This is a genomic window from Leuconostoc sp. S50 (assembly GCF_016624925.1).
Lineage (GTDB): Bacteria > Bacillota > Bacilli > Lactobacillales > Lactobacillaceae > Leuconostoc > Leuconostoc pseudomesenteroides.
In genome coordinates this window covers 301950-327625 of sequence record NZ_JACVUE010000001.1, presented here as the reverse complement: position 1 = coordinate 327625, position 25676 = coordinate 301950, and the positions used below count along the sequence as shown (strand labels likewise).

Genomic DNA, 25676 nt, shown 5'->3' with positions numbered 1-25676 from the left:
TTTTAGTGACGTCAACCCCCTATTTCAGTTTATCTTGTTCGTAGGTATGAACAGTATCAAGATTTGGAAACGACTGTTGACGTAGCGCCTCATAAATCACAATGGCAACAGTATTTGATAAATTCAATGATCGTATATGGGTGTCATCTTGTGGAATCCGAATGGCCTTTTCTGGATTTTGACGCATAAATACTTCTGGTAAACCAGTCGTTTCTTTACCAAATAGGAAGTAATTATCCCCATCTGTCTTTGTATAGTCAGGCTCTGTATAATCTTGGTTCGCAAATTTAGAAACCAGATACAATTGATCCGTAGGTGCCAACGTTTCCAAAAAATCCGGTAAGCTTGAATGCCTTACCAACTGCACGTGCTCCCAATAATCAAGTCCAGCGCGTTTAACATGCTTATCATCTAAATCAAAACCCAAGGGCTCAATTAAATGTAAAACAGCATCCGTACCAGCCGTTGTACGCGCAATGTTCCCTGTATTAGCAGGCATTAATGGTTCAAATAAAACAACATGATTAGTCATTTTTCAATAGTTCCTTCCACTTTAAACAATTCTGAATTATGTCGCCACCACTCGTAAATGTGCGTGACAAGGACTTTAACAACAGCGTATGCAGGAACGCCTAACACGACACCTAGTACACCAAAAATATGACCGCCGCTTAGCAATACGACGATAACTGTTACAGGATGAATAGATAACGCTTCACCTAGTATTTTTGGTGCAATAACATGCCCCTCTATTGGCTGTTCGATTACCAAAACGATTATCGCCAAAATCAGCAATTTTGGTCCACCAGCAATTAACGCTACTGTAAATACTGGTACTTGGGCAAGAATAGATCCCACATACGGGATCATATTAAAGAAGCCAGCCATTAAAGCCAATAATATACCATACGGCAATCCAATGACGGTGTAACCAATCGAGAACATAATGATAACCGCTAAAGCAACACCAAGTTGTCCACGAATGTATTGTGCCACTTGCGAGCTTACTTCTCTCAATAAATGATAAACTGATATTTGTGCTTTTTGTGGAAATTTATCAGCCACAACGGCCGAAAATTTATGCCCATCAAGTAACATATAATAAAGAATAAATGGCGTAGACACCATAGTGACACCAATTGAAGTCAATGTCGACGCAAACGAACTAATACCAGCGACACCGCTTGTCAAATACTTTTTGCTCCAGTCAATCACATTTTGGTTGATATCAGCATTCGTATGATTTAGGTAATCACGAATATATTTAAATTGATCAGAAGCAAATGTATCATTAATAAAACGTTCACTCGTGCGCCAATATTGTGGCCAATTATCAATAAATGATACAACTTGCGTGCGCAATACCATGTAAACAGCAACAATCACTCCAGCAATAACTGCTAAAAGTGCAATCAATACAATGCCAATTGACAACTTTCTAGGTAAATGAACATGCTTTTCCAACAAATTCACCAATGGGCTTAGCAAATAATATAAAACCCCTGCAATGATGATTGGGGCACCTACTGCCGTAAATAAAGCTCGCATTGGTTCAAAAACAAATCGAACCTGCCAAGCCAGAAAAATAATCAACAAAATTAGTAGTATGACAATGAGTCCATTGAGTAAGTTGTTGCCAGAAAACCATCGCCTATACCATGACTGTTGTTCTTGGTCTTTTAACATAAATATTCCCCGATTCATCACGTTTATTATTATTTTACCATAGAAATAACAATCATGTTGCCCGCCTGAACCGCGCAGTCTCATCATGCTTTTCAAGCTTATTGTCAGCCATGTCGACAAAGAAATTTGTGAAAAGGCTTACATTCGAGTATAATAAATTTAGACATTTTAAAGGAGTCCTATCATGGCAATTTATAAAATTTTGTTTGGCACCTACACAAAGAGAATCTCAAAGGGATTGTATGAAGCGGAACTTGATACTGAGAAAAAGCTATTACAAAACCCAACACTTGTTGGTGAACTCACTAATCCAACCTATCTTGCAGTCTCAAAGGCAAACAAGGTTTACGCGGTTGAAAATCGTGATGGTCAAGGCGGCGTTGTCACCTTTGATAATTCTGTACGCCCACTGGCTGAAATTGATGCGCAACTCAGTGAAGGATCTGCTCCAGCCTATATTGGCGTTGATGAAGTACGCCAATTAGTGTACGCTGGCTACTATCACCGCGGTACTGTGGAAATTTATCATATTAATGCTGATGGTAATTTGACATTAACTGATCAATGGCAAAATGAAGGTTCCGGTCCGCGCCCAGAACAAGGTTCATCACATATTCACTTTAGCAATTTAACACCAGATAATCGGTTGGTTGCTGTGGATCTTGGGGCTGACGAAGTCATTACTTTTGATGTTTCTGATGATGGCAAACTGACTGAAGCGTCACGCTTCAAAACTGAAGCTGGTTTTGGTCCAAGACATATTCGCTTCTCACCAGATGGTCAATACGCCTACCTGCTTGGAGAATTGTCAAGTTTGCTGAGCGTGCTGAAGTATAATTCTGAAGATGGCTCTTTTGAACACGTTCAAACTGCCTCTACAATACCAACAGACTGGACAGAACATAACGGATCAGCAGCTCTTCGTTTGAGTAAGGACGGACACTACATCTATGCCTCAAACCGTGGGCATAATTCAGTTTCCGTGTTCAAAGTTTCAAATCTTGGGGCAGAAATTGAACGAATCCAACTCATTAGCACTGAGGGAGAATTCCCACGTGATATGAATTGGGACAAGGACGAACAATTCTTAGTTGTTGCTAATCAAGATACAGATAACGTATCGTTATACGGTCGTGACAGCGAGTCCGGCGAACTGTCACTTTTGCAAAAAGACTTTGCTATTCCTGAGGGCGTCCGCGTGACTTTTGAGTATTAAATTCAACTACAAAACAACCACTTCGAGGGTACCCATCCAAGTGGTTGTTTTTATATTGCCCGGTTGCACTGACAAAAAATTAAGCGTATAATCAAATCGTTTGAACTATCACAAGACGTCGATAATTCTAACCAGCAAATAAAGATTACCTGTGAGTAATCATTTCAAGGAGAATTAATATGCAACAAACTGGTATGTCCCCGCTCAACGCGCATCACTTTAGTGGTTACCAAAAAAAGGTAATCGCTTCTACTGCAGCAGGTTTTGGGTTGGAAAACATGGATGTAATGTTTTTATCTTTTACACTATCATCCATGATTGTTGATTTGAATATATCAGGCGCAGCTGCTGGCTTGATATCATCAATCACAAACTTAGGTATGCTAATTGGTGGTCTCTTTTTCGGTATATTAGCTGACAAGTATGGTCGTGTAAAAGTCTTTACATATACTATCTGGATTTTTGCAATCGCAACTGCGTTAATGTTTTTTGCCAAGAATGTCTATTGGGTCTATGCCTTGCGTTTTTTGGCTGGAATAGGTGCCGGCGGTGAATATGGTTCTGGAATGGCTATTATCGCTGAAAGTTTTCCCAAAAGAGCCATTGCCAAAGTGACTTCTCTTTCAGCTATTGGTGGTCAAGTTGGCGCCATATTAGCAGCTATTTTGGCAGCTGTAATTTTGCCAATGTTTGGTTGGCACGCACTTTATGTTTTTGGTTTAGTCCCAGTCATCTTGATTTTTTTTATTCGCCGACACCTATCGGAAAGTAAAGTATTCACCGATATGAAAGCTAAACAAACCAGCACAGAGTATCGTCCTGGTTCAATTGCGGCACTATTTGCAACACCAGCACAAGCATGGCAAACAATCGCTTTAATGATTATGGTCATGGTTCAAATCGCTGGCTACTTTGGACTTATGAATTGGCTGCCTTCCATCATGCAAAAGCGAATTGGACTGAGTGCTTCAAGTTCGTCCCTATGGATGATCGCCACAATAATTGGTATGAGTCTTGGCATGTTAACCTTTGGCGCCATTATGGATAAATTTGGCGCAAGACGCGCTTATACCATATTTCTAATTGCTTCAGCACTCGCAGTTTTTGTGTTAACAATGGCATCAAACAAAGTAGAATTACTTCTAGCACAAATGCTAGTTGGTTTCTTTGCAAATGGTATGTACGGTGGCTATGGTGCAATTATGGGCCATTTATACCCCACGGAAATTCGTGCCACTGCCAATAACACCATCATGAATTTTGGTCGTGCAGTTGGCGGATTCTCGAGTGTTCTCATCGGCTTTCTAATGGATCGCTATTCATTGGTCATCGTCATGGGATTTCTATCTGTCTTGTACCTGATTAGCCTAAGTGTCATGCTAACCATTCCAAAATTAAAATCAAAAGCCATCTAAAAAGACTTGATTAAAAAATCAAGTCTTTTTTAATAGCTCTTAATATTAACGAGATGTCCTGTTCATACGATTTTCAGCATAACCCAACGCACGACTAATACCAAATGTTAAGACAAAGTAGATTAATGATGTAATCACCAATGGGAAAAATGGCTTAAAAGATGCACCTTGGACAACACCCGTTTGGAACATCAACTCACCAACACCAATGACGGATACAACAGATCCTTCCTTAATGACTGTCACAAATTCATTACCCAAAGCCGGCAAAATGTTTTTAACAGCTTGTGGCAAAATAATATAGCTCATTGCCTTGCCTTTAGACAATCCTAGTGAGCGAGCCGCTTCGTTTTGACCATTATCAACTGAGTTAATACCGGAACGGATGATTTCTGCCACATAGGCGGCAGAATTTAATCCCATTGCTAAAGCACCGGCCGCGAAAGCAGATAAATTAAAGCCAATCACTTGTGTACCGAAAAATACCATAAATGCTTGAACAAGCAGTGGCGTGCCACGGACATATTCGACGTATATATTACCAATTGCTTTTAGGATAAAATTAGGTGACAACTTAAATAATGCAAATACCGTACCTAATATAACGCCAATCACAACAGCAATAGCGGCTAACGCCAGCGTTAGCAATGTACCTTTAATAAATAAGTTACCGTACTTCGCCCAGAAAGACTGATCAGCAAACATTAACTTATTGGCTTTTTTCTGGTATGCTGCCAATTTTCCAGATTTGACAATCTTAGTGATGGAAGCATTAATTTTTGCCTTCAAAACTGGTGAGTTTTTGGGCATAGCTACTGAAACTGCCCCCTCGCCTGAAGCAGGCTTTGGATAAATAATTTTGAAAGTTTTATTTTGTTGTGTATATGCTTTAGAAATTGGTTCATTCAACACAATTCCAGCTATCTTGCCAGTTGATAACTGTGCAACCAAATCAGGCACTTTTTGCAGGCTAACTAATGTTGAACTACTCATGTTATCTTGAACGTAAGTTTCTTGAGTCGTTTGCTTTTGGGCACCAATTTTTTTACCAGCAAAGGAAGACAAATTACTCGAATACTTGCTAGCATCCTTTTTGAGAACCATTATTGTTTGTAATGGTTTCAAATACGCTTCCGAAAAGTCAACAACTTGTTCACGTTCCGGTGTTGCGTTGATACCTGAAATGATAACGTCGATTTTACCGGTCTGTAGGGCACCTATCAGGCCGTCAAATCCCATTTCTTTAATAACTGGCTTAACGCCTAAGTCCTTGGCTATTTGCTTAGCCATGTCAACTTCAAAACCAACAATTTGATCGCGACCATTAACGGTCGCATGAAATTCAAAAGGGGCATAATCAGCTGACAAACCAATGACTAATGTGCCTTTTTTCTTAATTTTAGTCAAAGCAGGATCAGTGGTTGCTGCGCTAACCTTGCTTTGACCTAAAATACCTGCAAATGGCATTAAAATAATTGAAAGCATTGTTACAATCATTATTTTTTTAATTATTTTCTGCATATCCGAATCTCTCCTTGTGCTGTATCACAATAATAACAGTTTACGCGATAATGAATTTTTATACAATGATATTTTCTGTTTATGCAAAAAATAACTGCATATTATTATTTTTTATTCACTAAAAAAACTCGCCGAAGCGAGCTCACCTGATATAAGTATCTGTAGGCCATGTTTTGTTCCAGTGATATGCAGGTACATATCACCTTCGGTAATCATCTATCTAAGTTCAATTGCTCAAACCATACCAATCATCGTTTCGTTTCACTAGATTAGCCGCCCCTACCAAAAGTTTGGGTTGCCCGCTTGTGGGGTTTACCTCGTCTCAAATGCCAATTTTCACTGACATATACGTTTCTATGGCACCTTCGTATCTATTCAGACATAGCTAGAAGCCTTAGCCTTTTCGATCGCCGTAACATTGCTGTCCCCGGGTTTATTCTTTATCCCGGCACAAACACTACACCCATCTCAGAGTGTGCGAGCATGGACCTTCCTCACGCCAGAAATATGACGCGCAATTACCCGATACTTATACAATACGAATTATATTTTACGCATTTTCAGAATGGTCACGACCAAAAACAGCTCGTTCCAAGTTAGCAACACGTTTAATCAAATCAAGATTAGTCACAGTATTAGCTGAAGGTGCAACCGGTTTTACTTCAGGTGTAACAACAGGTGCTACTGTCTCAACAACAGGCGCAGGTGTAACATTTGCAGCTTGAACGCTCTGTTGTTTGACAAGAACTAACTGATCCTGCGCATCTTTTAGCGCTGTCTGCAAACGCGCGACTTCACCTTGAAGTTGTTCAATACGTCCACCAAAGGCACCGTAGTCTTTGATGATATCATCTAAAAAGCTGTCAACATCGGCGGGATCATATCCAACGCCCATGCGCTTTTGTTTAAAAACACGTTCTAAAATATCTTTTTGCGTGTATTTTACTTGTTCCACAAGAAACACCTCGTTTAATTTTTTAACTTAATTTATATTACCAATAAATTCTCAGAATTACAAGAAAAATGAACAATTATTCATCAAATATTATATTTTCTATACGTTGCTCCTCGTAATCCGTCGCATAATCTTGTAATGCTAACATGTCAATTTGTGTCAATGGATAAGGCGTTTTTTGTTGATATATCTGAATAGTTTGACTATCAAATTGTGTTTTCCCTGGGTAGTCTGTATCGTAAACTAATAAAGCGCCATCCGTGTGTGACAGCATGAATTGTTGATAAGCTCTAAGCTGACTTGCACTTTGATACTCTTGTGTAGAGACACTCTCTGCAAAGTCACTCTGTGTGATTAAGTCTCGCAACTTTTCTTGATTAGATGACTGCCATTGATTTCCAAAATTTTTGAAAGGGAACATCATAGCAACTTTTAAATCTGGATAATCATTTTTTAACTCTTGAACGACTGACACTACCCACTGTTCAATTCCCAACTGACCACCAGTAATAACCCACTCTAACCCTTCATCTAATTGCGCCTTTAATACCTGCTTTAAGGCAAATTTAATTACCTTAATTTTTGGATCTTGATCACCAAAAGTACCAAGCTCATAACTACGATATCCGGTAACCCATAGACGCATTTTCTCCTCCAAATATAAAGAACAATCAAAACCATTTGCGGTCAGATTGTTCGATCAAATTCTGATTAATTGTTTCCTGTTGTAGACCCAGTTGATGCAGAGTTCGCCGAAATACCCGCTTCAGCCGGTGTTTCCCCCGACTGAGCAATAGAAGTTACACTCGGCAGACCACCATTACTCCAAGAAGCATTTTTAACTTCATATTCAACGATATTTCCCTTGACAGTTTGTTTAACTGTATCAGGCACGGTCCAGTCCGTGTTGTCCTTGTTTTGCATAGCATAAGCCATTACTTTGGCATAGTATTGTGCTGGCAAATCTTGTTCTGTCCATGGAATGTAGTTTTGCTTTGGATAATCAAAACCGGTCCAAACAGATAATGCATATGATCGTGTGTAACCAGTGAACCAGGCGTCAGAAATGGCACGATCAGGCATATTATCATCTTCATCATACCCAACTAAGCCAGATTTACCGGCTTGATGTAGACCAGTAATTGCAGCATCAGCAGCTGTAGCATTAGGTTTAATAACACCCTTTAACATATCTGTCAACATGAAAGCGGTGCTCGTTTTCATCGCGCGTGTGCCAGTAGTTGTGTAGTTATGTGTAGTGCCATCAGCCGTCACTACTTTGGTAATATAAGTTGGTTTGTAATAAGTACCGCCGTTAGCAATAGCGCCAAAAGCAGCTGCTTCTTGTTCTGATGTTACCGGAATACCAATGGCATCCGAACCACCAGGCGTTCCGTCTGTTGTAATGCCTAAGCCATTAACAAACTTTTCAGCATTAGCGCCACCAACTTCTTCAAGTGTCCGAGCAGCAGGAATATTACGAGATTGGGTCAGGGCAGTACGCATAGTGATATTGCCCATATACTTTTTATCCCAATCATAAACATCTTTATCGGTACCGACATACTTATATTTTTTATCGACAACTGTTCGATACGTCGGCCAATTCAAATACTCAATCGCTGGTCCGTAGTCAAGCAGCGGTTTGATAGATGATCCTGATGAACGTGAGGATTGTGTCGCACGGTTTAAGCCAAATGTTGTCGTGACATTACGACCGCCAATTTGTGCCACAACACGTCCATTATTAGGATTGGTCATCGTTGCACTAATCTGCAAGTTAGCACTAGAAAAAGCAACTGATCCATCGTTCGCATTATCGTACAAAGATTGTTGCAAACTAGAATCCATACTTGTATATATCTTCAGACCGGATTTAGAAGTATCATATCCAAGTTTCTGAGCTTCAGAAATGACTGATTTAGCATAAGCATCAACCACCTTGCGATTTTGGTCTGCATTTTCTGCTTTCGTTGTTAAATCTTGTAAGCCATCATTAACAGGAGTAGCAATGGCTGCTTTGGCTTGCTTTTCAGTAATAGCACCATATTTAACCATTGCTTCAATAACAGTATCCCGTCGTTCTTTGGCAGCAGAATTATTTTTTAAGTAAGGATCATAATAAGTTGGCGATTGTGGCATTCCCGCCAGTAATGCTAACTGTGGTAACGACAGTTCTGTTAACGGCTTGCTATAAAAATATTCAGCAGCCGTTTTCATGCCGTAAATACCATGACCCATATAAACTTTATTGATGTAGAAAGTCAGAATTTCGTTTTTAGTAAAATTCTTTTCAACTCGAAGCGCAAGCCACGCTTCTTGAGCTTTACGTTTTAATGTTTGGTCGGCTGATGATGTACTGAAGACAGATAACTTAACTAGTTGCTGAGTTAATGTTGATCCCCCCTGCATCCCCAGAGAAGACCCTTTAATGTTAGCTAATGCGGCACCCATAATACGAATTGGGTCCACACCATTGTGCTTATAAAAACGTCGATCTTCAATTGAAACAACCGCCTGCTTCAACGTTTTAGGAATTTCGTTTGCATTCGCATAATCACGCTCCTGCGTGGCCATAGTCCAAAACACATTCCCTTGACTGTCTAATAATTGTGTTGAATTCTCAGAAGCTAAATCTGATTCAGTAATATTAGGTGCATCAGTGGCGTAAGTGAAAAATAACGCAGCACCGGCCAAGCTTCCAATAATTCCAAGTGTTAATAGCCAAAGGAAAATGGCAAGTATCCATCTTCGTTTTTTTCTTGGCTTACGAGGTTTTTTTGGTCCGCTACCCTTGCCTTTGGGTCTGGGCCTTGGTGGTTCTTGACCTGGCTGATTATCGTACATATTTTGGTTGCGATTAACACGCGACCATTGATTTGAATTATCATTTGCCATAATACTGGGAAAACTCCTACATATTTATTTTAACGATTCAAGCATTAGATCAACAGCTTTTAGATAATCCAAACTTGGATTTAAGCTTTCTGGAATGAGGTACCCTTGTGCCACAATGTCACGATATGAAATTGATTGTTTACCCTTTAAATCTTGCCATTGCTTGATCAATGAACTTGCGGGGTAAACATATCCCTCATTTAAGGTCGTAAATTTGATAATTACAAAACCAATACCACCTTGAGATAAAATGTTTGCTAAATGTGTGATTTGATGTGGATGAAAATTTTTCAAAGGAAATGATGTTTTATTTTTAGTTTCCTTGGCATCAAAATCAATATAACGTCCCTGATAAACACCATTATAATCTGTCGTCGAAGCCTGCTTGAAGTATGCTTCCGTAATTTTAGCTGCAGCTCTTGCTGGGTAGTCAACTTTTACAATTGTAATAGGTGTCGGCTTTTTGTGGACAACAGCAAGACGATTGGCCAAGTAATAATCGTTGGCCTCATTAATTTCATCTTCCAATCCCATTCCACGCTTACCGAAAGTCAAGGCTTTTTTTGTTGTTTTGCCCGTTCGTATTGTATTTTGAACAGAGTTGTTCTGGCGTGTGCCTGCTGGATATTTAATGGTCATCACTGCTCTCATCACTTTTTTAAATATATATCTTTTATTTTACCATAAAAAAATGACTAAACCACAATTGTATAACCTTTGAAATCACGAATGGCCGCAAAAAGCAACGCATGATTATTTTCAACTGAAGTTACTATCTTATTTTGTTAATCAACTCGCTAACATGTAAAGATTGACAATACTAACTTTTTTATGTTAGGCTGGAAAAATTTGAATTTTTCGAGGTAATTTAAGTATGAAGAAAATTAATAGACATGTCATTCACACTTTTTTTGGCATGAGTACAATGGCCATCCCCTTATTAATTAGTGGGCTATTTAATAATCTGTGGTTAGGCGTGATGAGTTGTTTTGGTGCATTGATATTTATGTATTACGTACCTGCTAATCAGCAAAAAACAATGTCACAGCTGCTGATAGTAGACGCTATTTCTGTTCTAGCTTTGCCTATCAGCGCGTTATTAGCTGGATCAATGGCTACCGTATTGTGGATTGGAATATTAGCCTTTAGTTCACAATATATACTAACTAAAGAAAAAATGTTTGGCCCTCAAGCTTTTTTTATCTTGATGATTAATGGTATGTTATCCAGTCTGGATCAAATATCAATCATAACAAGACTTTTACTCACTTTATACATTATTTTTGGGATAGGCATTGCAACTATTTTCGCACTAATCGAAAATTGGTGTTATGACAAATATGCCATCACAGTTCGTTTAACAAGCGTAAAATTTACTCAAAGAATTGAATTTATGCGTGCTGTTAACTATTCTCTTTTTGCTATGTTAGCTTATTTTATTGGTATTCATAGTCACCTCAATAACTATTATTGGTTGTTAGTATCTGCTATCACCATTTTACAAGCAGAGAATATACCCACTGCTAGACATCGCCAATATCACTACGTGATTGCTGGTGTTGTTGGTTGTATCTTTGCATTGTTAATCTATACTACAATCCACGAAACATTCTTATTGATGATTCTTGCAGTTATATTGATGGGAATAATTTGTTTCACGATGCCAAAAAGTTACTTGGTTGGCAATTTTTTTACAACACCAATTGCACTTATTCTTTTCAAACTGGTTCGACCTGAATTAGGAACAAATTTAATCATCACGCGATTAATCGCTATTTTAATTGGTACCAGTATTGGCATTGTTGGTGTTGTTGTTTTTGATATTATCATGCGCCAAATTAAGTCACTCTAGTATCGTCTAACTATTCACCGGCCGTCATTTTAATGCCAATAATAGCCACAATCAATAGAACCACAAAAAACCAAGTGGCGCCAGAAAATTTATCATGAAACAATGATACACCGATGATTACCGAACCAACTGCACCAATACCTGTCCAGATAGGATAAGCCAAGCTAAACGACAAATGTTTGACTGCTTGGAGCAAGAACAGCATACTTGCAATCAATCCAACTACTGTTACGATAGCCCAACTAACTTTCGAAAAACCATCGCTCAGCTTCATTGCAGTTGACCAAAGTATTTCCGATAAACCAGCCATTAGTAAAAAAATCCACGACATGTCAGACCTCCAAATAAAAAAAGTTGTAACGCCTTACTGGACAAAATTTGTTCATTAGGTGACACAGCTTTGTTGACATTTCCCTTTATGGGACTCACAATGACTATCATTTTATCACATGACAATAGGTTAGCCAAATTATGATATCATCAAAGTAATTTCATTAAAATATGACTGTTGCAATGTTTATTCATCACAACTGTCATCGAATACAACAGCGCTGAAATAAGAAGTAACATAGCATTTCTCAGCAACCCTGCTTTAGCAATTGATGAATCAACTTTCTTTTGAACAAAAGCACGAGCACTGCCTAAAATTAGATCACTGATCGTTAGTAATGCTAAAAACGTGTCAGAGCAGATACCTTTACCCAAACCACTAAATAAATGTTTGATATTTTCCATGCAACCACAGTGCATTAAAACAAAACGTTGTTTAAATTTTTCTGTGAGTTATTTTGAATGGTGAAACGGTGGTGTTAAATCGGCCAATTAAACCGTACTTTTTAAGGGTCCACTGTATTTTTTGATAAACCGAGTCGCGTATCTTATTACCAACTTTTCGAATGACCACGATTTTAGATTTGTGGCTGAAACGAATTTTCCGCATCATCATGTCAACTAATTTCAACGCAACCACTGATGATTTGCTGCTCAACCAGCTTATCATTTTGTGGATAACGTTTCATAATATCCCGCATAGCACTAATTTGTATCTTGAAATCAGCCGTTTTTTCAGTCTTTTCTATCCCAATAGGTGTTGCCACAACGACAGTTTCTGTTATATCACTGCTAACTATACTCGTTAGTCTTTCAAGCACTTGTTGCGCTGTCATAATTTTTGGTGAAGCGATTTGATTCAAACGCCTTCTGCTATGTACACATTGTGCGAATACACCTCGGATATCGCTCTATTCAATTGTCTATGTCTTGAGTGCCCTTGTTGCATAACGTCCTCCTCATTCACTGCAAAATAAAAAGCGCTTATAGCACTTAGTTAAAAATTATTTAGTTACTTTAAAAAAAATAAAGATGTATAATCAATCATTTACCCAAGTCATGTGCTTTTGATAATTAATATTATTATTTCCTAAAATTTCAGCTTTACTTTGTTCTTTAGATCGCAAACGACGTTCTTTACTGGCTTGTTTTAGCTCTGTAGCATGTCGCTTATTAATTTGGGTCGCGTTGACAATATTGTCTTTCGTTAATTCTTTTTTTATAGATTCACTCATGATCATCCTCCGGAAACTTGTTTTTAGATTTAACTGTTTTAATATAACGTGTCCGTCCGCTCTTATATTATTAATTTTTTGTTTTATTCTAAAAAAATTCCATAATCACAGATAATCTTGATTAGTACTTAGACAAGTCCTTGTTCAATTGATTTACTTCGCCTACTTTTACATTAAACATAACTGTGCCATCTTCATTGACTAGAAAATTAGCAAACTCTTGTTCAAAATTGGTCAGTACTTTGGAATCTAGACGCTGTCCAAGTAACGCATATGTCATTGTTTTTCCGTTTGATTTCAACGTGTAATAGCTATCACTTTGATGGCTCTTTTTAATAATCATTGTCATGTTAATATTCTCCTTCTGATGATTATACTACTAACGTTTTATTCAGCTAAATAAAGTGTTCAACTTCCCAGCGGTGATCATTGTACGCAAGTGAATAATCTAAATCTATTTTCATAATTTTTTTCCAAACAAAAACCGCCGTTAGATTTAACTAACGAACGGTTTTAAATACCTATTAGTTTTTCAAAGTAAAGTACTGGATTAACTTGAAAATGCCAATAACTAACAATGCCATTCCAAAGAACGTCAAGACAATCAATCCACCTAATACTGGACTGAATAGGAGACTTAATCCTCCCAATATACTAATCAACGCAGAAATAATTGACCACGTCTTATTCGTACTAATTTGGTTGATGATTGTGATTTGAATGAAGCCTTCAATTAACCATGTCATACCTGTTAATATACCAACAACTAGAATTAACGAAATAGCTGCTGATTGCATGTCGATAAAAATGAAAATACCGGCAACAAGATAGATAATCGACACGATCAGGTTTCCTAATCTGGCCATGCCATTTTCTACATCACGTTTGAATACAGCTAGTAACTTGAACAATCCAACAGCAATTAAGGCAGCACCAATCATTCCAGCGGCTGCTCTAGCACTACGATTAGGCAAAAATACGATCAAAGCACCAATTATAGTTGAAATCAAACCATCAAATCCTATTGTACGACGCAACTTATTAAAGAATTCATCTGACATAAAATATCTCCCTCTAATCTAGAACCTTACAAGCACTATTTTACGCTATTTATTAATTATATTGCAAAAGTAATTAATTTCGATAAAAAAGCACCCGTTAAGGTGCAGCTATTAAGGATTGCTTAATAGATCGACTATTTCCAAAATGGAAACTGTCATGGTTGTAAACCATTAGTTGACTACCAATATACCATCAACCTAGTGACACTTGTGCGACATCAAAGTGACATTTTTCACTCGTCGTAAATATGAAAATCGTGTACTGTTTCAAACGTATCAGCGAAATACAAAAATGCTAAATCACGCTTGAATTTGCTTAGTCAGGCGTTCGTCAACATGATTGCCATTGCTAGCTGATTTTGGCATATCAGACATCATTGGGGATTTTAGACCACTAAGGTCTTCTTGTGCCACCCTGGCAATGCGATCCACTTCATTCTCAAAGAAGCGTCGAACATTATTGATTGTCGCCTTTTCATCAATCTCTGGTAGTAGCATTTTGTCATCCCTCGTTTCGCACTCAATCTAAAGTAATGGTGATTGTTTAATCCAATTGGCTGGCACACCATCTTTAATCAAATAATCTCGTGTCCCGGTGCTGTCTGTATACTCCAACGTTATGCGATCTCCATATTTATGTTGAAAGCTAGACACAATCACATCAGCCATATTAGTAATGCTCATACCAAGATTGTCCTCTTCAATCAAAAAATAATTAGTATTTATTTTTTGACACGTTGTAAAACCCATAATAAAAACTGCTATTCAATTTTTCAATTGAATAGCGGTGTTACTTGAAAAACATTTGCAACATGCGTAACGTTTTTTGTAATGTTTCATCATCAATTTTTTTAACGAAACTGATTTTTCGTGCTGTGTAATCAATGGACCGTGTTTGCTCTGGATGCAATTTCCCATCACTCTGTAGTGATTGATTAGTTGGAAGTTTGATGTGTGTGGCAAACTCCCAATCACCGTGAATTATTGGCGTCACAATGGCAAACTTCGAATTATTTTGAATGTGATTATCACTCACAACCAAAGCAGGTCTTGTTTTCCCTTTTTCTGCACCTATGGTTGGATCAAAGTCAAGCCAAATGATGTCACCTTGCCTAGGCTTGTAACTCATAGCTCATCACCTACAGAACCCATTGAATCCCAATCATCTGCTTCCCCAGTTGGCGCATAGTAACCGTGCCAATCCTTGAACACATCATCAAGCGACTGTGGTTGCTTAGGCTCAACGACAATTCGTCCACTTTGAATAGTCAATTGAATTTCATCATGTTCTGATAAGCCACTTGCTGCTAACATTTGTTTAGTCAAACGAATGCCACTACCATTGCCCCATGTTTTGATACTAGTTGTTGAAACCACCATGTTTACACCTCCGTTTATACTTAAAGTATAAACAAATGTTAATACAATGTCAGTCCCGCTATTCAGTTGTCAATGTGTTGTACTGAACCATTCGTCATATCAACAAATTACTCATACTCTCCGCGTAATAATCCAATGATTGCATCACTATTTGAATTTATTTTATACTAAATATTGTGTTTTGTGGTTTTCCATATTCACTGGCTTTTCTAAAATAAACTTCTTGGTAAACAGCAATCCAACTTTAATTTGCATAGCCGCTCAAATATAACATTCACTTTGCAAGTAAATGCTCACTTGCGAAAAGAAAAAGAACAAGCGCAAGATGCACTTGTTCTAGAAATTCTTTCATGATAAGAATTTTCTTGTGTCCCAAAAGAGCCCTATGAAATAGCGGTATTAAAGGGTGCATTTTATTCCCACTCAACAGTTGCTGGTGGCTTAGCAGTAATGTCGTACACGACACGATTAATATGCCCTACTTCATTAACGATTCGTGCTGAGATTTTTTGAAGTAACTCCCACGGAATATGAGCAAAGTCAGCCGTCATACCATCAACAGATGTGATTGCGCGAATGGCAATTGTATAATCATACGTACGATAATCTCCCATCACACCAACTGAACGAACACCAGTTAATACGGTGAAGTATTGCCAAATATCACCTTCAAGTCCAGCTTTAGCAATTTCATCACGCAAGATCCAATCAGAATCACGCACAATTTCTAATTTATCTTCAGTAATGTCGCCAAGAATACGGATACCCAGTCCCGGTCCTGGGAAAGGTTGACGCCAAACCATCTCATGAGGCATATTCAACTTTTCACCAAGTTCACGCACCTCATCTTTGAACAAAGTATTAAGAGGTTCAATCAACTTAAATTGCAGGTCTTCAGGTAACCCGCCAACGTTATGGTGAGACTTAATCGTTTGTGCAGTATCTGTGCCTGACTCAATGACATCTGTATATAGTGTGCCTTGTGCTAGAAATTCAATCCCATCAAGTTTTTTTGCTTCATCATTGAAAACTTGAATAAACTCATTACCAATAATTTTACGTTTTCTCTCAGGATCAGTTACACCAGCCAACTTGTCTAAGAAACGCGCTTGTGCATCAACTTTGATAATATTCAGACCAAATTTACCACCAAGCATGGACATGACTTGTTCTGCTTCGTTTTTACGCAACAAACCATGATCTACAAAAATAGAAGTTAACTGATCCCCAATTGCGCGGTGTAATAAAACACCAACGACGGAAGAGTCAACACCACCTGACAAACCAAGTAGCACTTTTTTATCACCAACAATTTCACGAATTTTGGCAATTTGATCATCAATAAAGCCACTCATGTCCCAATTTGGCGTCGCACCAGCAATATCTTTAACAAAGTTCTGCAAGATTTGCTTCCCGTTCTCCGACAATGTTGTCTCGGCATGGAATTGGACACCGTAGAGACGCCGTTTCTCATCAGCAATAGCTGCGATCGGCGTTTTTTCCGAACCACCAATTACTTCAAATCCTGCTGGCAATGCTGTCACATTATCAGAATGACTCATCAGAACAGTCTGTGAAGCTGGTGTGTTCGCCAACAGTCGACCAGCATATTCAGTGTGATTTAATGTGGTTTGACCAAATTCACCGTTTCCCGGATTTGCTTCAACTTTTCCACCTAGGTTTTGTGCCATTAACTGCATGCCATAACAAACACCCAAAACTGGAACACCTAACTCAAATATTTCATTATCAATTGTAAAAGCATTTTCTTCGTAGACAGACTTAGGACCGCCAGAAAGAATAATTGCCTTTGGATTGTATTCTCGAATTTCTGAAGCCGTCATTTTTCGTGATTTTAATTCAGAAAAGACCCCCATCTCTCTAATTCGACGAGTAATGAGTTGATTATATTGACTACCGTAGTCAAGAACTAAAACTTTATCTAGTGCGTCAGCCATGAATTATCCTTTCGCGTAGTTAGGGGCTTGCTTGGTAATTTCAACGTCATGCGGATGTGACTCACGCAGACCATTATCTGTAATCTGCACAAATTTAGCATGTAATTTTAAATCTTGAATTGTTGCAGACCCAGTATAGCCCATGCCAGCTCGAAGACCACCATCAGTTTGGAAGATGGCATCATCAATTGCCATATCACCGCCTTTAAATGAGCCATCTGCTTCAAGAACTTCGCCTTTTAACAAATCAGAAACAAGCGTTGCATCTGCTCCAGCAGCCAATGCCTTCACGACATCCCCAGAATAATGGACACCGCCAACGGCAATGACTGATTTATTGTCATAATTTGATGCCACATCTGCTATGCCCATTGTCACTGTCAAAAATGGATAAGTCAAATCATTTGGCAAAGGTGAGTTGACGCATCGTCCTGCAAGAACAGCATCTGCTCCAGCCTCATAGATTTGCGCAGCAACATCAGGATCTTCGACAACACCAACAGCTACCAGCAATTCTGGGTGTGTTTGTTTTGTTGCTTTAATAATTGCTGTTGCACTATCATCCAAAGCAGCATGCAAGTAAAAGAAAATAGCATTGACGCCAGCACTGATAAGAGCATCTACCCGTTGGTTGGCTTCAGCGCCCAACCAAACTTCAGCACCAACAACTAATTTTCCTTGTTCATCTGTTAAAGCATTTGGAAATTTTTGTTCGTCAATAACAGTAGCTTTTGCTGATTTGATTAATTCAACTTGTTCATCCACTGATTCTTGTTGCACCAAGATACCCAAACCACCATTAAGTGCAATTGGTATAACACGTTGATCTGTTTCAGCATCATAAGCCTCAGAAATTAGTGGTATGTTTAATTTAAAATTTGGTGATAAATGACTGGCTAATGATACTGTATGTGGTAAAACATTTGAAGCGCCCGGTACAAGTAAAGCTTGATCATAACCAAGGCCGATAAATTGAGTTGATTCAGACATGATTTCTCCTAAGATTAATTTAAAGAACAGTGGATGCTTTTTGTGTCAATAGGGCTTCAAAATCAACAGCTTGCGTTGACTTTGCTAAATGGCCATTTGCCACTAGTCCAATTACCGCTGATTCACCTAATGAGGCCATTTCTTGACGCATACCTGTCAAAATATCATTTAACACATCCACTAGTGCACCTTTATAGGCCACTCTTGCTTCAATACCTTCGGGTACCATCTTGTTAGCTTCATTGACTTCCCCTTGGAAATAACGGTCTTTCGATCCATTTTCCATAGCCGCAATTGATCCCATACCACGATAACTCTTATAAAGATGACCATTATCTTCAAATGAATCACCTGGTGTTTCTTCTGTGCCTGAAAACATTGATCCAAGCATAACCGCATTGCCACCTGAAACCATTGCTTCGATAATATCTTCAGGTGTTTTGGCGCCACCATCCGCTATGATTTTTTTACCGCGCACATCAGCTTCTTTTGCAGCTTCACGTACAGCAGAAATTTGTGGTACACCAATACCTGCCACAACTCGAGTCGTGCAAATTGAACCAGGACCAATGCCTACTTTGACAACATCCGCTCCGGCATCATATAACGCCGCAGCGCCTTCACGTGTCGCAATATTACCAGCAATGATGTTGAGCTTTGGAAAAGCTTGACGTACTTCTGAAACCTTACGCAAAACGCCTTCTGAGTGCCCATGAGCAGAATCTAAAACAATTGCATCAACACCAGCGTCTGCCATAGCCGCAACACGATCAACAGTGTCATTTGTCACGCCAACTGCACCAGCAACCAGCAAATGACCGTCGGCATCTACAGCAGCCTGAGCATAGGCTTGGTGATCAAATTTTGCTGTTTTAACCTGGCGTACTTGTTCAGCCTGTTGCGCAATCGTCATATTCTTATGAATGACACCTAATCCGCCCAATTTAGCAATTTCAATGGCAAATCTTGCCTCGGTCACCGTATCCATTGCAGCAGAAAGCAGCGGGATATGCAAATGCAACGTAGGTGTCAAATCGATTCCTAAAGCAACCTCATCCGCCTTGACTGGCGAATTTTTTTCTGGCACTAGCTTGACATCTTCAAACGTTAATCCCATTGGGACGAATTTACCTTTTGAATTAAACTTTTCCATCACATTCTCCAAAAAAATTATAGTCGTAGATCACACCGTCGCTCATTATAAAACCAATTGAGAAATCGTTGTAATATACTTTCGCTAATCAGGCCTTTTTGCCAACAAAATTGTCAGCAGATCCGCCAAAAATACAAATAAAAAAACACTTGGGATACACAGATCCACAAGTGCTTTTGAACGGTCAAAAACACTTGCGGATAGTCACGACGTTTGGTGCGTGGTAGAAACTGCTGGCCATTTTCCAGCACTATATCTGCAAAGTAATGTTTTAATTATTGGTTTCATGTTACACGCTTTTATGAGAAAAAGCAACTGGTCAAATCAGAACAAACAGTTGCTTTTACATAAATTATTGTACACTGCCTGCAAAACTAGGCATAAAGTTCGCCGAAATTGTTTCCACGCGGACGTTCATTCCTGGTTGTGGCGCAGCAACGTATTGATTGCCTCCAATGTAAATGGCCACATGATACGAAGCGCCCTTGGTTCCCCAGAACAGCAAGTCACCAGGTTGTGCCTGTGAAACGGCTTTAGTTTTTGTGTAAGACTCCTGCGCAACAGATGAATGAGGCAACGAAATACCAGCCGCATTTTGGAATACATAGCTGACCAAACCGGAGCAATCAAAACCAGTTTGTGGTGTAGCCCCGCCCCATACGTACGGAATATTTTGAGTTGCTAATTGCTTGGCCAATGAAACAATAGCCGCACTGGCAGCTGTAACATTTTGATTGGCCGCTGGTGTTGTAGTCTCTGATTGTTCAGGCTGTGGCGCAGTTGATGATGAGCTTGAACCTTGCGTTGCAGAGGCAGCTGATGATGCGCTGGAGCTTGGCGTTGCAGAGGTAGCTGATTCTTGGCTTGCCTCGCTGACAGTAGAAGCAACTGGTACATTTGCAGATGAGGATGTGACAGGTGTTGGCACATTAGCACTGCTGGCAACATCTGTTACAGGCGCGGTAGAAGAAGCGGCACTCACCGCTGACGTCACAGCAGCTGCGCTAGAAACTGAAGCATCGGAAGTCGCTGGCTTACTAGCTACTGCGGCAACAGTCGATGTTAGGTCAGTAGTTGTCCCTGTACTAGCCTCATTAGCAGGAGAAGCCACATCAGCACTACTCAAACTAGTATCTAAGGAACTGTCTGAACTTGTTCCTGTTGAAGTGGTAGAAACCACTTCAGGTACCACAGATGTAGCATTCTGAGATACTGATTCATCTGTTGGTAAAGTCAAAATTTGACCGGCAGAAATCAAATCAGAATTATTGTTGTTTGCAACTAATGTATCTACACTCACTTTATGAGCTTGCGCAATTGACCAGAGTGAATCACCCGCTTTGACGCGGTATGTAGTGGTTTTCTTTATAGTATTAGTCTGCGCAGCTTTCGTTTCTGCTGGCGTGTTAACGTGTAACACCTTATCTTTTGGAATCGTCAAATTTGTCTTTGACAAACTGACCTCATTCGTGTGCACTAAACCAGTTGCTTCAGCAACTGAGCTTACGGCTTTGTCCACTGCGTTTTTCACTTGATCAGCATTGACAATACTTGAACCAACACCAACAAGTCCGAGCACGCCAAGGCCAGAAGCAATAATTTTTTTATCCAGACGTTCCATATACTCACCCTTTCTGCCTATATCAAAACAGTCATAGCCACTTTGACAAAATTCTCAAATCTTAAGTTTCTCTTAACATATTAAGTTTATCACGTAAAACCTTAAGAAAATACTAAAACTTGATTATTTCATCAAATTGTCACATTTTGATAACATTACACAAAAAAACAACCCCATGGGATTGTTTTTTAATGACTTATTGGTCACTCTTCAAAACGCCACCGACTGCGTAATGGTCTTTTGGCATTTCTCTTAAAATGACATGTACGGCTTCACGTGAAGCCCCAGCATCGGCAACGATTACATCAGTGATATCTTTAACCATTTTAGCGAGTTGTTCGTGTGAACGTCCTTCTAGTAGTTCAACTTGTACGATAGGCATAAATAGCCCTCCTTAATATTTAAAATCTATTTTACCTGATTATCAGTCACATTTTCAAGCTGGGATTCTAGTTGTTTCTCAGCTTCAATCTGTGCCTCAATCGTCTCTACTTTGGGAACAGTAATCGCTTTTTTCATTTGTAATTGTCTATCAGAGTCTAAGAACTCACCTGACACATTAACTGTGTTCAATAAATTAACAAAGGCCTTAGGATCAGCGCGATGGACAATTTCTTGCATTTCAAATAATTCGTAGCGCGAAATCACCATCATCAAGGTAGTGGATTCTCTTTTTGTGTAAGCACCTTTAGATGGCAGAATAGTAATACCACGTATCAAATCTTTATGAAGAGCTTCTACAACGTCATCCCCTTTTGCGGTGACAATCATCGCAGTTAATTTCTGATATCCCGTATACAAAGTATCCACAACTCGACCTGTTGCGTAAATACCAATTAACGTAAATAGGGCATTTTGCCAACCAATGAAGAAACCGGCAACAATGACAACAACACAGTTAATGATATTCATCAACGCGCCAACTGATTTTCCTGTTCGCTTTTGAACAACCATGGCAACAATGTCCATGCCACCAGTCGAAAAGCCATACCGCATTGCCAAACCAATTGCAACACCTAACAGTAGTCCACCAAATAGTGCTGCTAACATTGGATCAGTCGTCAACGCTTTTGTCGGTGCTATAATTTGAATTGTTGACACAAATATGGCATTTAAAAAGCTTAAGATCGTAAACTTACCACCAATTAATTTCCAACCAACAATTCCAATTGGTATGTTAAACACCATCATAAACGTTCCAGTTTGAATGTCCATATGAAAAGTATGTTGCGCAAACAATGACAGCAACTGTGCAATACCATTAAAACCACTTGAAAAAATATTATTAGGAATTAAAAATGCATTCAGCGAAATGACTTGAATGATAGAACTGACAATGAATACAACTGTTGTTAAAAAAATTTTGCGCCAATTAAATTGAATATTTGCCATTGATATGATTCTCCTAAAATACGTGGTCACTTACCTACTAATCATATCAAATTGTGTTTGCTTTGTATGCTTTTTATATGAAATTAGTCACTAAAAAATAGACTCATTTCCGGTACATTTAAAGTTAAACGATCAACATTTTGGTTGGTTTTACCATAAATCGTGAAATCAGATAGGCAATAATATACAAAATGCTAATTGCCAAAAAGACAGTTTGGTATGGCATACCTAAGACGTGCACAATATAACTTGCTAATTGATTACCAGAAAGACCAGCAGCTGCCCAAGCAGTTAGTGCTAATCCATGGATTTTAGAGATTGCTTTCATACCGAAACGATCTGCCAATAACGGTGGCAAGGCCGAAAAGCCGCCACCATAACCAGCATTAATTAAAAAGAATGTTCCAACCAATATAATTGGCATTAAAAAGTTACCACTAGGCAAAAAATAAGACAGTAAGGACATCCCAATTGAAATACCGAAAATCAACTGATACACACTGTTTCTATCTTTAAGTCGATCAGATAGTGTCGCAAAACCAATTCGACCAGAAGCATTAAAAAAAGCATCAACGCTCAAAATGGTCGTAATCGCGCCAAGCGAAAACACCGCACTCCCGTTTTGTAATGTTAAATTAGATAAAATATCTTTTTCTTGTGAAATAATCGCTAAACCTGCTGTTATATTCAGATAAAACATCAACCAAATCCCAACAAATGTCATGTTCCCCATTACTTTTAGTGGTTGGAATGGTTTTTGTAGCGGTTTTTCTTGCCAATCAATTGGTTTATGAATTAGCAGAGTTCCAATCAACATCATGATTGCAAAGACTGCCGACAACAAGATAAACATCTGCCATAAACCAATTGATTTTTGCAAAGTCATCATAACAGGAGAAAACACCATTTTCGCAAGACCGAATCCAGCAACCGCCAAGCCGGTTCCTAATCCCTTATTGTCCTTAAACCATAGCATCAAATTTTTGACTGGGGTCAGATAACCAATTCCTAAGCCAATACCCATCACAATACCGTAAAAAATATAAATACCGATTAATGATCGCTGTTGAATGCTAAAACCTGTTCCTAACATACCAGCCACAAAAAATAATGTTGCTAACAACGCCGACCGCTTAATATTTTTTTCAACATAGTGTCCCAATACAGCAGCGGAAAGTCCTAAAAATAATATTGCGATAGAAAATGCCCATTCCACATCAGGTACGCTGGCACCAATATAATCTGCAACTGATTGTTTAAAAACACTCCAGGCATAGACTGTGCCTATACTGCCATGAATTAGAAGTGCCGGTAAGGCAGCTCGTAACCATTTATTTTCCATTGGATTATTTCTCCCGTGTGTTATACCCTGAATTTGTTACCTTTATATTTAACCATATTCGCAATAATATTGTAAAGCATTTTACGTATATTGTATTATTAATAAATATAAAATACGGTTATTTTGCGAACTATAATTAGTTTATATTTAAAATATCATATCATAAAACAAACTTTAATGATTTTGAAACAAAAAAACGTCCAATAAATGGACGCTTACTAGAGAATTACATTTTTTCTAACCGCGCAATTCGTTCTTCAATTGGTGGGTGTGTATCGAATAAATGTTCTTTATTTTTTAAGGGGTTGCTTATATATAGCGCTGCTGACGATGGATCGACATCCTGCATTGGTTCTGAACCACCTAATTTTCGCAAAGCTGATATTAATCCTTGTGGATTTCTTGTCAGTTCAACACTGCCAGCGTCAGCTAAGTATTCTCTATTTCGAGAAATAGCCATTTGTACGGCTGCTGCAGCTAGTGGCGCAAGTACCATCATCAAAATCGAAAATATCATCAGGATTGCCTGCAGCCCACCACTATTGTTGCGATCATTGTCTCTGCGCCTTTCCCCACTTCCCCAAAACCACCAGTTGCCACCAATATTGGTGAGTAAGGTAATAGCTGCCGACAATGCTAAAGCTATTGTAGAGATACGAATATCATAGTTACGAACATGACTCATTTCATGTCCGATAACGCCTTCCAACTCGCTGCGAGTCATTATCCGTAAAAGACCAGTTGTTGCTGCTACTGCAGCATGTTCTGGGTCATTACCCGTCGCAAAAGCATTGGGACTGTCATCAGAAATAACAAATACTCTTGGCATAGGAACTTGCGCAACCATTGCCATATCCTCTACGGCGTGCCACAGTTCTGGCTGTTGATCAGCATTCGTTATTTCTTGACCATGGTTCATAGCCATCACAACAGCAGTTGAATTACTAATCATAATTGCTGTGTAAATGACACCAATAATAATCGCACCTACAATGCCATATACCAAAGAACCAAGCAATAGATAGCCCACGGCTGCGCCTACAAGTGCAACTAAGACAAAAAAGGCCAACAACAAAACAATGGTCCGTCTTTTATTTGATTGTATTTGTTGATACAACATTAAAATTTAACCGTTGGTACTTCTTTCTCTGCTTCAGGAACTTGCAAAAATTCGCTAGGTTGGAAATGATGAACGCCGGCAACAACATTAGTAGGAAATGATTGTAATTTTGTATTATAGTTGGCGGTTGTGGCGTTAAACAATTGTCGTGAATAAGCAATTTTGTTTTCAGTATTTGTCAGCTCTTCTTGAAGCTTGTTAAAATTAGTATTGGCTTTTAAATCTGGATAAGCTTCAGCACGGGCAAAAAATCCTGATAAAACACCACTTAATTGATTAGAAGCCGCCATTTTATCAGCTGGCGTGTTTGCTGCTGCCACATCTTGACGTAACTGTGTCACTTTGGTTAATGTTTCACTTTCATGCTTGGCATAGCCTTTAACCGTTTCAACCAAATTAGGAATCAGATCATTTCGACGCTTTAATTGTACGTCAATTTGACTCCATGATTCTTGGGTTTGCATTCTAGCTTTAACAAGCCCGTTGTATATACCAATCCAAGCCAACACGAGGATTGCGATAATTACTATTACAATGATTATTGTCATGAT

30 protein-coding genes, 1 other RNA gene and 1 riboswitch are annotated in these 25676 nt (G+C 38.8%); of the genes, 3 read left to right on the top strand and 28 right to left on the bottom strand.

Annotated features, from left to right (window positions below; genetic code table 11):
* Window positions 1–19: 19 nt before the first annotated feature.
* Together IAE53_RS01535 and IAE53_RS01530 are read right to left on the bottom strand one after the other, a co-directional pair.
* Window positions 20–532, bottom strand: coding sequence for a tRNA (cytidine(34)-2'-O)-methyltransferase (locus IAE53_RS01535; protein WP_200135830.1), 513 nt, complete (start codon window positions 530–532; stop codon window positions 20–22).
* Window positions 529–1686 (bottom strand): AI-2E family transporter, encoded by a 1158-nt coding sequence (locus IAE53_RS01530; RefSeq protein ID WP_148423041.1) that lies wholly within the window; start codon window positions 1684–1686, stop codon window positions 529–531. The genes IAE53_RS01535 and IAE53_RS01530 overlap by 4 nt, the downstream gene beginning before the upstream one ends.
* Before the next feature lie 184 nt (window positions 1687–1870).
* Here IAE53_RS01530 and IAE53_RS01525 point away from each other — a divergent pair, with 184 nt between their 5' ends.
* Window positions 1871–2902, top strand: coding sequence for a lactonase family protein (locus IAE53_RS01525; protein WP_200135829.1), 1032 nt, complete (start codon window positions 1871–1873; stop codon window positions 2900–2902).
* 179 nt (window positions 2903–3081) lie between these two features.
* A complete protein-coding gene (locus IAE53_RS01520) occupies window positions 3082–4317 on the top strand; it encodes an MFS transporter (protein ID WP_200135828.1) in 1236 nt (411 codons plus the stop codon).
* A gap of 45 nt (window positions 4318–4362) precedes the next feature.
* On the opposite strand, the gene IAE53_RS01515 is transcribed toward IAE53_RS01520, so the two are convergent.
* The 6 genes from IAE53_RS01515 to recU form a co-directional block, all read right to left on the bottom strand.
* On the bottom strand, window positions 4363–5838 hold the full coding sequence (locus IAE53_RS01515; protein ID WP_200135827.1) for an ABC transporter substrate-binding protein/permease: 1476 nt from the start codon (window positions 5836–5838) through the stop codon (window positions 4363–4365).
* Between the two features lie 157 nt (window positions 5839–5995).
* An RNA gene (gene rnpB, locus IAE53_RS01510) (RNase P RNA component class B) lies at window positions 5996–6368 on the bottom strand.
* A gap of 20 nt (window positions 6369–6388) precedes the next feature.
* A complete protein-coding gene (locus tag IAE53_RS01505) occupies window positions 6389–6793 on the bottom strand; it encodes a DivIVA domain-containing protein (RefSeq protein ID WP_148423045.1) in 405 nt (134 codons plus the stop codon).
* Window positions 6794–6869: 76 nt separating this feature from the next.
* Window positions 6870–7439 carry a DUF1273 domain-containing protein gene (locus IAE53_RS01500; RefSeq protein ID WP_200135826.1) on the bottom strand — a complete coding sequence of 190 codons (570 nt, stop codon included), beginning with the start codon at window positions 7437–7439 and terminating at the stop codon, window positions 6870–6872.
* A gap of 65 nt (window positions 7440–7504) precedes the next feature.
* Window positions 7505–9691, bottom strand: coding sequence for a transglycosylase domain-containing protein (locus IAE53_RS01495; RefSeq protein ID WP_148423047.1), 2187 nt, complete (start codon window positions 9689–9691; stop codon window positions 7505–7507).
* Window positions 9692–9715: 24 nt separating this feature from the next.
* Entirely contained in the window at window positions 9716–10330 is a 615-nt protein-coding gene (recU, locus tag IAE53_RS01490) for a Holliday junction resolvase RecU (protein WP_010279121.1), read from the bottom strand.
* Window positions 10331–10565: 235 nt separating this feature from the next.
* On the opposite strand from recU, the gene IAE53_RS01485 reads away from it, so the two are divergent.
* Window positions 10566–11543 (top strand): FUSC family protein, encoded by a 978-nt coding sequence (locus IAE53_RS01485; protein WP_148423048.1) that lies wholly within the window; start codon window positions 10566–10568, stop codon window positions 11541–11543.
* Window positions 11544–11553: 10 nt separating this feature from the next.
* On the opposite strand, the gene IAE53_RS01480 is transcribed toward IAE53_RS01485, so the two are convergent.
* From IAE53_RS01480 to IAE53_RS01385, 20 genes are all read right to left on the bottom strand, one after another.
* Window positions 11554–11874, bottom strand: coding sequence for a multidrug efflux SMR transporter (locus IAE53_RS01480; RefSeq protein WP_148423049.1), 321 nt, complete (start codon window positions 11872–11874; stop codon window positions 11554–11556).
* A gap of 149 nt (window positions 11875–12023) precedes the next feature.
* Window positions 12024–12278, bottom strand: coding sequence for a phage holin family protein (locus IAE53_RS01475; RefSeq protein WP_188352743.1), 255 nt, complete (start codon window positions 12276–12278; stop codon window positions 12024–12026).
* A gap of 31 nt (window positions 12279–12309) precedes the next feature.
* Entirely contained in the window at window positions 12310–12483 is a 174-nt protein-coding gene (locus tag IAE53_RS01470; RefSeq protein WP_233610640.1) for a phage terminase large subunit, read from the bottom strand.
* Between the two features lie 7 nt (window positions 12484–12490).
* Window positions 12491–12736 carry a hypothetical protein gene (locus tag IAE53_RS01465; RefSeq protein ID WP_200135905.1) on the bottom strand — a complete coding sequence of 82 codons (246 nt, stop codon included), beginning with the start codon at window positions 12734–12736 and terminating at the stop codon, window positions 12491–12493.
* A 177-nt stretch (window positions 12737–12913) separates the two neighbouring features.
* On the bottom strand, window positions 12914–13108 hold the full coding sequence (locus IAE53_RS01460) for a hypothetical protein (protein ID WP_148423053.1): 195 nt from the start codon (window positions 13106–13108) through the stop codon (window positions 12914–12916).
* A 121-nt stretch (window positions 13109–13229) separates the two neighbouring features.
* Window positions 13230–13457, bottom strand: a complete 228-nt coding sequence (locus IAE53_RS01455) for a hypothetical protein (protein WP_200135824.1) — start codon at window positions 13455–13457, stop codon at window positions 13230–13232.
* Window positions 13458–13632: 175 nt separating this feature from the next.
* A complete protein-coding gene (locus IAE53_RS01450; protein WP_200135823.1) occupies window positions 13633–14169 on the bottom strand; it encodes an HdeD family acid-resistance protein in 537 nt (178 codons plus the stop codon).
* A 300-nt stretch (window positions 14170–14469) separates the two neighbouring features.
* Window positions 14470–14667: a hypothetical protein gene (locus IAE53_RS01445; RefSeq protein WP_233610636.1), complete on the bottom strand. Its 198-nt coding sequence runs from the start codon at window positions 14665–14667 to the stop codon at window positions 14470–14472.
* A gap of 27 nt (window positions 14668–14694) precedes the next feature.
* Window positions 14695–14853: a hypothetical protein gene (locus tag IAE53_RS01440; protein WP_200135822.1), complete on the bottom strand. Its 159-nt coding sequence runs from the start codon at window positions 14851–14853 to the stop codon at window positions 14695–14697.
* Window positions 14854–14959: 106 nt separating this feature from the next.
* Entirely contained in the window at window positions 14960–15298 is a 339-nt protein-coding gene (locus IAE53_RS01435) for a type II toxin-antitoxin system PemK/MazF family toxin (RefSeq protein ID WP_200135821.1), read from the bottom strand.
* Window positions 15295–15549 (bottom strand): hypothetical protein, encoded by a 255-nt coding sequence (locus IAE53_RS01430; protein WP_200135820.1) that lies wholly within the window; start codon window positions 15547–15549, stop codon window positions 15295–15297. Before IAE53_RS01430 ends, IAE53_RS01435 begins: the two co-directional genes overlap by 4 nt.
* 413 nt (window positions 15550–15962) lie before the next feature.
* Window positions 15963–17507 carry a glutamine-hydrolyzing GMP synthase gene (gene guaA, locus IAE53_RS01425; RefSeq protein WP_200135819.1) on the bottom strand — a complete coding sequence of 515 codons (1545 nt, stop codon included), beginning with the start codon at window positions 17505–17507 and terminating at the stop codon, window positions 15963–15965.
* 3 nt (window positions 17508–17510) lie between these two features.
* A complete protein-coding gene (locus IAE53_RS01420) occupies window positions 17511–18497 on the bottom strand; it encodes an IMP dehydrogenase (RefSeq protein ID WP_200135818.1) in 987 nt (328 codons plus the stop codon).
* 19 nt (window positions 18498–18516) lie between these two features.
* Window positions 18517–19650 carry an IMP dehydrogenase gene (locus IAE53_RS01415; RefSeq protein WP_200135817.1) on the bottom strand — a complete coding sequence of 378 codons (1134 nt, stop codon included), beginning with the start codon at window positions 19648–19650 and terminating at the stop codon, window positions 18517–18519.
* Between the two features lie 181 nt (window positions 19651–19831).
* Window positions 19832–19928, bottom strand: a riboswitch (purine riboswitch).
* Between the two features lie 74 nt (window positions 19929–20002).
* Complete coding sequence (locus IAE53_RS01410; protein WP_200135816.1) at window positions 20003–21271, bottom strand: C40 family peptidase; 1269 nt, start codon at window positions 21269–21271, stop codon at window positions 20003–20005.
* A gap of 196 nt (window positions 21272–21467) precedes the next feature.
* Window positions 21468–21653 carry a 2-hydroxymuconate tautomerase gene (locus IAE53_RS01405; RefSeq protein WP_010279086.1) on the bottom strand — a complete coding sequence of 62 codons (186 nt, stop codon included), beginning with the start codon at window positions 21651–21653 and terminating at the stop codon, window positions 21468–21470.
* A gap of 26 nt (window positions 21654–21679) precedes the next feature.
* Window positions 21680–22663, bottom strand: coding sequence for a YitT family protein (locus tag IAE53_RS01400; RefSeq protein ID WP_148423063.1), 984 nt, complete (start codon window positions 22661–22663; stop codon window positions 21680–21682).
* Window positions 22664–22787: 124 nt separating this feature from the next.
* Entirely contained in the window at window positions 22788–24005 is a 1218-nt protein-coding gene (locus IAE53_RS01395) for an OFA family MFS transporter (RefSeq protein ID WP_148423064.1), read from the bottom strand.
* Between the two features lie 226 nt (window positions 24006–24231).
* Window positions 24232–25125 carry a zinc metalloprotease HtpX gene (htpX, locus tag IAE53_RS01390; protein WP_010279077.1) on the bottom strand — a complete coding sequence of 298 codons (894 nt, stop codon included), beginning with the start codon at window positions 25123–25125 and terminating at the stop codon, window positions 24232–24234.
* A complete protein-coding gene (locus IAE53_RS01385) occupies window positions 25125–25673 on the bottom strand; it encodes a LemA family protein (RefSeq protein ID WP_010279073.1) in 549 nt (182 codons plus the stop codon). The genes htpX and IAE53_RS01385 overlap by 1 nt, the downstream gene beginning before the upstream one ends.
* Window positions 25674–25676 lie beyond the last annotated feature (3 nt).

What these genes read in the sequence shown, in the direction of transcription:
- IAE53_RS01515 (WP_200135827.1), bottom strand. Translation starts at nt 5,838, where the DNA reads ATGCAGAAAATAATTAAAAAAATAATGATTGTAACAATGCTTTCAATT.
- IAE53_RS01430 (WP_200135820.1), bottom strand. Translation starts at nt 15,549, where the DNA reads ATGGTGGTTTCAACAACTAGTATCAAAACATGGGGCAATGGTAGTGGC.
- IAE53_RS01530 (WP_148423041.1), bottom strand. Translation starts at nt 1,686, where the DNA reads ATGTTAAAAGACCAAGAACAACAGTCATGGTATAGGCGATGGTTTTCT.
- IAE53_RS01410 (WP_200135816.1), bottom strand. Translation starts at nt 21,271, where the DNA reads ATGGAACGTCTGGATAAAAAAATTATTGCTTCTGGCCTTGGCGTGCTC.
- htpX (WP_010279077.1), bottom strand. Translation starts at nt 25,125, where the DNA reads ATGTTGTATCAACAAATACAATCAAATAAAAGACGGACCATTGTTTTG.
- IAE53_RS01450 (WP_200135823.1), bottom strand. Translation starts at nt 14,169, where the DNA reads ATGTCAGATGAATTCTTTAATAAGTTGCGTCGTACAATAGGATTTGAT.
- IAE53_RS01405 (WP_010279086.1), bottom strand. Translation starts at nt 21,653, where the DNA reads ATGCCTATCGTACAAGTTGAACTACTAGAAGGACGTTCACACGAACAA.
- IAE53_RS01440 (WP_200135822.1), bottom strand. Translation starts at nt 14,853, where the DNA reads ATGAGCATTACTAATATGGCTGATGTGATTGTGTCTAGCTTTCAACAT.
- IAE53_RS01385 (WP_010279073.1), bottom strand. Translation starts at nt 25,673, where the DNA reads ATGACAATAATCATTGTAATAGTAATTATCGCAATCCTCGTGTTGGCT.
- IAE53_RS01460 (WP_148423053.1), bottom strand. Translation starts at nt 13,108, where the DNA reads ATGAGTGAATCTATAAAAAAAGAATTAACGAAAGACAATATTGTCAAC.
- IAE53_RS01420 (WP_200135818.1), bottom strand. Translation starts at nt 18,497, where the DNA reads ATGTCTGAATCAACTCAATTTATCGGCCTTGGTTATGATCAAGCTTTA.
- IAE53_RS01520 (WP_200135828.1), top strand. Translation starts at nt 3,082, where the DNA reads ATGCAACAAACTGGTATGTCCCCGCTCAACGCGCATCACTTTAGTGGT.
- IAE53_RS01500 (WP_200135826.1), bottom strand. Translation starts at nt 7,439, where the DNA reads ATGCGTCTATGGGTTACCGGATATCGTAGTTATGAGCTTGGTACTTTT.
- IAE53_RS01435 (WP_200135821.1), bottom strand. Translation starts at nt 15,298, where the DNA reads ATGAGTTACAAGCCTAGGCAAGGTGACATCATTTGGCTTGACTTTGAT.
- IAE53_RS01455 (WP_200135824.1), bottom strand. Translation starts at nt 13,457, where the DNA reads ATGACAATGATTATTAAAAAGAGCCATCAAAGTGATAGCTATTACACG.
- IAE53_RS01495 (WP_148423047.1), bottom strand. Translation starts at nt 9,691, where the DNA reads ATGGCAAATGATAATTCAAATCAATGGTCGCGTGTTAATCGCAACCAA.
- IAE53_RS01470 (WP_233610640.1), bottom strand. Translation starts at nt 12,483, where the DNA reads ATGCGGAAAATTCGTTTCAGCCACAAATCTAAAATCGTGGTCATTCGA.
- IAE53_RS01445 (WP_233610636.1), bottom strand. Translation starts at nt 14,667, where the DNA reads ATGCTACTACCAGAGATTGATGAAAAGGCGACAATCAATAATGTTCGA.
- guaA (WP_200135819.1), bottom strand. Translation starts at nt 17,507, where the DNA reads ATGGCTGACGCACTAGATAAAGTTTTAGTTCTTGACTACGGTAGTCAA.
- IAE53_RS01400 (WP_148423063.1), bottom strand. Translation starts at nt 22,663, where the DNA reads ATGGCAAATATTCAATTTAATTGGCGCAAAATTTTTTTAACAACAGTT.
- IAE53_RS01475 (WP_188352743.1), bottom strand. Translation starts at nt 12,278, where the DNA reads ATGGAAAATATCAAACATTTATTTAGTGGTTTGGGTAAAGGTATCTGC.
- IAE53_RS01485 (WP_148423048.1), top strand. Translation starts at nt 10,566, where the DNA reads ATGAAGAAAATTAATAGACATGTCATTCACACTTTTTTTGGCATGAGT.
- recU (WP_010279121.1), bottom strand. Translation starts at nt 10,330, where the DNA reads ATGACCATTAAATATCCAGCAGGCACACGCCAGAACAACTCTGTTCAA.
- IAE53_RS01395 (WP_148423064.1), bottom strand. Translation starts at nt 24,005, where the DNA reads ATGGAAAATAAATGGTTACGAGCTGCCTTACCGGCACTTCTAATTCAT.
- IAE53_RS01415 (WP_200135817.1), bottom strand. Translation starts at nt 19,650, where the DNA reads ATGGAAAAGTTTAATTCAAAAGGTAAATTCGTCCCAATGGGATTAACG.
- IAE53_RS01525 (WP_200135829.1), top strand. Translation starts at nt 1,871, where the DNA reads ATGGCAATTTATAAAATTTTGTTTGGCACCTACACAAAGAGAATCTCA.
- IAE53_RS01535 (WP_200135830.1), bottom strand. Translation starts at nt 532, where the DNA reads ATGACTAATCATGTTGTTTTATTTGAACCATTAATGCCTGCTAATACA.
- IAE53_RS01480 (WP_148423049.1), bottom strand. Translation starts at nt 11,874, where the DNA reads ATGTCGTGGATTTTTTTACTAATGGCTGGTTTATCGGAAATACTTTGG.